The following is a 6,234-nucleotide window of genomic DNA, read 5'->3' as shown; positions in this document are numbered from 1 at the left end:
GTGAGAGATGAGGGCCTCCGTGGCATCGAGTGAGTGTGGTAACCCAATCGATACAGGAGGTCCTCACCTTTTTACAACTCGCCACGCACACAACCACCGTGGGAAGAACACCTAGGGCGCGGCGCTGGCCATGAGCATGCCGACCTGACGATAGCCGCGGATTTCGGATCGTCAGTAAACGCGTCGAACGGATCGTGCGTGAGCCGCGTTCACGAAGCGGGCTACTTACGTCAATAGTCATGTTCTTCATCTTCATCTTCATCTAGTCCGGCGAGTCGCTGCCCACACCAACCCCGGCGTTTGCTCCCGCGTCGTCGCCGGTCGCGAATCTGGCACAACGGGCTTTATTGAAACACCTCACAAAGGATCCCCCATCGCCCACGACCATTAGGACTCACTCATCAAGTGAATCTAGAGTCCGGGGGCCTTCCCAAGCTCGGCGCGCAGCTGGGACAGGCGGGCGTAAGCATGGTCGCGATATGCCAGTAATGCCTCCGTTTTGGCGGCATCGATGTCCAGAATTCCGCGGCCAGATTTGAGGCCAAGATCGCCGTTCTTGATTATTCTGGTTAGCGATTCCGGAGGAGAAAAGCGATCTCCGTAGGCCGTCTCGAGGGTTCCATAGGCCGCTTCATACACGTCAAGGCCCGCCATATCGCCGATGGCGAACGGGCCGAAGAGCGCCAGCCTAAACCCGAAGGAGTTGCTGACGACAGCGTCAATCTGTGCGGGTGTCGCGGTGCCCTCTTCGACGATGCGCATCGCCTCCTTATAGAGCGCGAATTGAAGCCTGTTGGCGACAAATCCCGGTGTGTCTGCCACGCGCGCGGGTATCTTTCCCGATTTGACGATGAGCGCTTCGGCGACGTCTATGGCCTCCGGAGCGGTGCTGGGCCCGGGTATCAGCTCGACGCCAGGAATGAAGGGTGCCGGGTTCATCCAGTGCACGCCCAGAAACCGCTCTGGGTTGACGACGGCCCTGGCCAGTTCGCCGATGGAAATCGCAGAAGTGTTGGTGCCGATGATGGCGTCAGTTCTGGCACTCTGCGATATCCGCTGCAGGGTGTCGAGTTTGACCGTGAGAGTCTCGGGCGCTGCCTCGGCGATGTAGTCCGCGCCAGCCACGGCGTCCTCAATGGAGCCGGCCGCGGAGAGGTTCTTCCCGATGGTGTCTGCGGCTCCCAAGGGCATCAGGCCCCGGGCCTCAAAATCCTCGGCTTGCCTAATGAGACGGATGCGCGCCCGTTCTGCGGTCTGCCCATCGATGTCAGCCAGTCTGACCGGGTGACCCCCGAGGGCCAGTACCTGAGCGATGCCGCCTCCCATATAGCCCGAACCGACGACGGCCGTTGTTGAAATGCTAGCTGTGACAGTCATGTGTGAACCTTCCGAGGGGGCGGCCCCGGGTTGTGGCCCGAGGCTGCCTGGATCGTGTCTAGCGGATGGTGTAGCCACCATCGATCGCGATGGTATGACCGGTGATAAGCGATGAGGCGTCGCTGAGCAGGAATGCGACGGCTCCGACGACGTCCTCGGGCTCTCCGAATCTGCCGATCGGGATCCGGCCGAGAAGCTCGGCCGCCCAGTCTGGCCGGTTCAGGGTGGATTCGGTCAGTTCCGTGCGCACGAATGTCGGTGCGACGGCATTGACCCGAATCCCGTTTCCCGCCCATTCAAGAGCCAGAATCTTGGTCAGGTGAATGAGTCCCGCCTTGCTCGTGCCGTATGAAGCCCGTTCTTCAATCGCAACGATGCCGGTTTGGGAGGCAATGTTGACGATGGACCCCGTAGTGCCGCTGCTCAGCCAGCTTCTGGCCACTGCAGTCGACAGGAAGAAGCTGCCTTTGAGATTCGTATCGAAAACGGTATCCCAATCCTGATTTGTTACCTCGATGGCGGGTTTGGGGATATTTACGCCGGCATTATTGACCAGCATGTCGATGCCACCGCTATGCAACTGCAATGCGGCGACAAACTCAGAAATCGAGTCAGGGTCGGTCATCTCGACGGACAGCGCCGGTGTGCCATACCGGTCCCCTATCTGCTGACTTGTCGCCGCATCACGACTCGTTCCGTAGACGATTGCACCTTGCTCGGCAAGGCCATCGGCGATGGCCCTGCCGAGCCCGCGCCCGGCGCCGGTCACGAGCACACGGTGCCCGTCCAGACGAAAGTCGACCATCGGGTCCGTGCTATTTCTCGAAGGTGTGAGTCGACCACGGGAGCGTCGTGCCGCGGTATTTTGCCGCACGAACGTCTCCCGAGCGGGCGTGGCCTTCGAAGCGTTCCACGCGTGCTGCCCGTCCGCACAGTTCACCAAAAAAGGCGCTGGATTCGGTGTTCGTGACTTCCTGGTACGTCACGGTACGCAAGAACTTTCCCACCCAGAGTCCGCCGGTATAGCGTGCGGCCCCACGGGTCGGCAGAACATGGTTGGTTCCGATCACCTTATCGCCGTACGAGACGCAGGTTCCCTCGCCCAGGAAAAGTGCACCGTAGAAATTCATCTTCTCGAGCGCCTCGCGAGGATTTTCCGTGAGAATCTGCACGTGCTCGTAGGCGTATTCGTCGGCGAGGGTGTAGGCATCATCAAGGTTTTGGACGACATGAACGGCGCCCCAGTCCTGCCACGCCGCGGCTGCGTAGTCCCGAGTAGGCATGTCGACCAGCAGGGTGTCGATGTGTTCGATGACCTCTCGTGCGAGTTTCTCGCTGGTCGTGATCAGTACGGCCGGCGAATCCGGACCGTGTTCTGCCTGGGAAAGGAGGTCTACTGCAACGATGAATGCATCGGCGTGCTCGTCAGCGACAATGAGAACTTCCGTGGGTCCGGCAAAAAGGTCGATGCCCACTTCGCCAAAGAGCTGGCGCTTGGCTTCGGCGACGAACGCATTGCCCGGGCCGGCGAGCATGTTGACCGGCTTGATGGTCTCCGTGCCCACGGCCATAGCCGCAATGGCCTGGATGCCGCCGAGGAGGTAGATTTCATCGGCGCCGGCGAGATGCATGGCGACCACGGTCGCATCCGGAATCTCACCCTTTATCAGCGGAGTGCAGGCGGCCACGCGAGCGACTCCGGCGACCTTGGCGGTGATGATGGTCATATGAGCGCTGGCCAGCAGCGGATACTTACCACCGGGAATGTAGGCACCGACCGCCTGGATCGGCACATTCTTCTGACCCAGGAGCACGCCGGGCATAGTCTCGATTTCAAAGTCCGTCAGAGACTCGAGCTGCTTCTGCCCCATGAAGCGCACCTGCTCCTGAACAAAGGTGATGTCGTCAATAACCTGTTGAGGCACGCGGGCCATAATCTCGGACAACTGCTCCGCTGTGAGAAGGAATGATTCCGGCGCGTAGTTGTCGAATTTCTTCGAGTACTCCCGCACAGCCTCATCACCCCGGGTGCGAACGTCGTTAATGACGCTCTCCACCGTGGCACGTACATCGGGAGTACTGCCGCGGTTCGTGCTTGTCTCTGCCGGCGCCTTCAGCAGTTGTGAAGCGACGAATGAACTGGTTGCCGTTTCGACGGTCATGGGAAAACCTTCCATCTACGTTGATGGGCGACACTTGAGGCGCCCGGTCCGAGGCCCAACCGAGCCCGACTTGTTGACGAGTGTATACGTATACATCGCGTTGATCAAGACATTGCATCTGTGTCGTGGATACGTATACACTCCTGTCTACGGATGCCGCCGACGTGGTCGTACCCGGAGGCCGACACGGTCACAGACAAAGGAGTCTCGGTATGAGCGCCCCCGCCACAACAGCTGCACCCCCCACAACTCCACCCACGGTCGATCCGAAAATGCGTCGCAGGGCGCTGGTCTCTTCGACCCTTGGTACCTGTATTGAGTGGTACGACTTCTACGTGTACGGTGTCGCTGCCGCCATCATCCTGAACGTGCAGTTCTTTCCCAACGCCAGCCCGTTTGTGGGCATCCTGTTGTCTTTCAGCACCTACGCCATCGGCTTCGCCGCACGCCCGATCGGCGGCATCATCTTCGCCCACTTTGGTGATCGGCTGGGCCGCAAAAAGATGCTCATGATCACTCTCGGCCTCATGGGCATCGGCACATTTCTCATCGGCATCCTTCCGACTTACAACACCATCGGCATCGCAGCACCCATCCTGTTGGTGCTGCTGCGCATCGTCCAGGGCATCGGAGTTGGCGGCGAGTGGGGCGGTGCGGCTCTCATGGCCACCGAATTCGCCCCTGCCAAGAGTCGTGGTTTTTTCGGCTCCTGGCCGCAGATCGGCGTTCCGGTCGGCACACTGCTGGCCAACGGTGCATTCTTCATCATGGGGGGCCTCATCACCCCCGAGGCCTTCGTCGCCTGGGGCTGGAGAATTCCGTTTCTGATTTCCATCGTGCTCGTCGCAATCTCGTTCTACATTCGCAGCAAGGTCGCCGAATCCCCCGTTTTCGAGGAGATCAAGCGCAAGGGCGAGATCGAGAAGCTCCCGGTAGTGAAAGTCATCAAAACGCGACCGCTTATTATTCTCAAGGTCGTCATGATGCGGTTCGCGGAGAACGCTAACTACTACATCTACACGACATTCCTGCTGGCCTACGGTCCGGCGATCTTGCTGGAGAAAAACAGCATTCTCCTCGCCACGATGATCATGGCCGGCCTCGGCGTCTTCTCCATCCCATTCTGGGGCTGGGTTTCCGACCGGTGGGGTCGCCGGTATACCGTCATGGCCGGCGCAGTCACCATGTTGGTAATGGCTTTCCCGTTCTTCTGGGCCGTCCAGACTGGCGATTTTTTCATGGTGCTGCTCGTGCTGATCCTCACCTGCAACATTGGTCGTGATCTGTGCTACTCCGTCGAGCCCGCCTACTTCACAGAGCTTTTCGAACCGAAGCTGCGCTACTCTGGAGCCTCGGTCGGCCCGCAGGTTGCGGCGGTTTTCGCCGGCGGGTTCGCGCCGTTGATCGCTACGCTGTTGATCGGGCCGGAGTTTGACCGGTATTGGCTCGTGGCGGTCTACATGGTGCTGACCTCACTCATCACCTTGGTCGGCGCTTTCTGGTCCCCCGAGACGGCCCCACGGGTGCGACTGCGCCGTGGCCTCTCCGCCGAATATGATCCAATCGCCAATAAGTAATTCTGTAACCTTTTCGAGGAGGACGACGTGATAACCAGCCGAGACGTCGCACAATTGGCCGGCGTTTCCCAGGCGACAGTCTCGCGTGCCATGTCGTCCTCCTCGAGAATCAGCGCTGCGACAAAGGCCAAGGTCCTGGCGGCGATGGAAACCCTGGAGTACGTGCCACACGCCGGGGCGCAGGCGATGAAAACCCAGCGTACGAACACAATCGGCGTCGTCGTTGCCGACATCACAAATCCCTTCTACCCAGAAGTACTCGATGAGTTGACCCGTGAACTCGACGCTGCAGGCTACAGAGTCGTCATTTGGAATGCGGGAGGCGGCAGTCACCATGATGCCCTGCGTGCCATCCAAGAACGAGCCGTGGACGGCGTCATCTTCACGACAGCCACCGAAGACTCTGCTGAGCTGCAGGCCGCGTTGAAGAAGGGCAGCCCCATTGTCTTGATCAACCGTCGTATCGACGGTCTGCAATGTGATCAGGTGACGAGTGACAATCTCTCCGGCGGGGCCGTTGTCGCGGACTATCTGATCCAGCACGGAAAGACTCGGGTTGGCTTCATCGGAGGCAGCGAAAGCGCGAGCACCTCGCGCGATCGCGGCCAGGGATTCATGAACCGGATGACGGAGCACGGTTATCCGGTGCCCGACGACCTTCTTCGTCAGGGCGGGTTCTCGCACGAGCAAAGCTTTCGGGTTATGAATGACTTCATTAATCAGGCCAATCCACCGCAAGCCGTTTTCTGTGCCAACGACCTCATGGCCTTCGGAGCCCTCGATGCGGTGCGCAGTAATGGGCAGGCCGCCCCTGACGACTTCTGGGTCATCGGGTATGACGACGTTGAAATCGCAGCATGGCAATCTTTCGACCTCACCACCGTGCGTCAGCCAAGCCGAGAAATGGCTCGCGTCGGAGCACACATGCTGCTCGATCGCATAAACTCGCCGCAGATGTCAGCTCAACACGTTGTCTTTCCTTGCGAACTCATCATCCGCGGCAGCGCTCGGGACTGAGGCTTCGCTGGCTCAGATCGGCTGTGCTGTACACCCACGGCAGCTGGTAGATCTCCACGGCCGGCTCCGCGAACAACCTGTTACGACGCATGCCGATATTG

At 59.8% G+C, this 6,234-nt stretch carries 5 protein-coding genes; 2 read left to right on the top strand and 3 right to left on the bottom strand.

Annotation, left to right across the window (positions count from 1 at the left end):
- Positions 1-411: 411 nt before the first annotated feature.
- From E3T50_RS15245 to hisD, 3 genes are read right to left on the bottom strand one after another with little or no spacing between them, the layout of a single operon-like run.
- Complete coding sequence (locus E3T50_RS15245) at positions 412-1,377, bottom strand: 3-hydroxyacyl-CoA dehydrogenase family protein (protein ID WP_134553176.1); 966 nt, start codon at positions 1,375-1,377, stop codon at positions 412-414.
- Between the two features lie 58 nt (positions 1,378-1,435).
- On the bottom strand, positions 1,436-2,182 hold the full coding sequence (locus tag E3T50_RS15240; protein ID WP_134553174.1) for an SDR family NAD(P)-dependent oxidoreductase: 747 nt from the start codon (positions 2,180-2,182) through the stop codon (positions 1,436-1,438).
- A 10-nt stretch (positions 2,183-2,192) separates the two neighbouring features.
- Positions 2,193-3,539 (bottom strand): histidinol dehydrogenase, encoded by a 1,347-nt coding sequence (hisD, locus tag E3T50_RS15235; protein WP_134553173.1) that lies wholly within the window; start codon positions 3,537-3,539, stop codon positions 2,193-2,195.
- 212 nt (positions 3,540-3,751) lie between these two features.
- On the opposite strand from hisD, the gene E3T50_RS15230 reads away from it, so the two are divergent.
- Together E3T50_RS15230 and E3T50_RS15225 are read left to right on the top strand one after the other, a co-directional pair.
- Positions 3,752-5,116, top strand: a complete 1,365-nt coding sequence (locus tag E3T50_RS15230; RefSeq protein ID WP_134553171.1) for an MFS transporter — start codon at positions 3,752-3,754, stop codon at positions 5,114-5,116.
- Between the two features lie 27 nt (positions 5,117-5,143).
- Entirely contained in the window at positions 5,144-6,133 is a 990-nt protein-coding gene (locus E3T50_RS15225; protein WP_134553169.1) for a LacI family DNA-binding transcriptional regulator, read from the top strand.
- Positions 6,134-6,234 lie beyond the last annotated feature (101 nt).

Origin of the sequence: Cryobacterium gelidum (assembly GCF_004403985.1) — a bacterium.
Lineage (GTDB): Bacteria > Actinomycetota > Actinomycetes > Actinomycetales > Microbacteriaceae > Cryobacterium > Cryobacterium gelidum.
This window is presented reverse-complemented; position numbering and strand designations above follow the sequence as displayed.

Excerpts from the sequence above, each read along its gene's own strand:
- E3T50_RS15245 (WP_134553176.1), bottom strand. The coding sequence starts at position 1,377 with ATGACTGTCACAGCTAGCATTTCAACAACGGCCGTCGTCGGTTCGGGC.
- E3T50_RS15240 (WP_134553174.1), bottom strand. The coding sequence starts at position 2,182 with ATGGTCGACTTTCGTCTGGACGGGCACCGTGTGCTCGTGACCGGCGCC.
- hisD (WP_134553173.1), bottom strand. The coding sequence starts at position 3,539 with ATGACCGTCGAAACGGCAACCAGTTCATTCGTCGCTTCACAACTGCTG.
- E3T50_RS15230 (WP_134553171.1), top strand. The coding sequence starts at position 3,752 with ATGAGCGCCCCCGCCACAACAGCTGCACCCCCCACAACTCCACCCACG.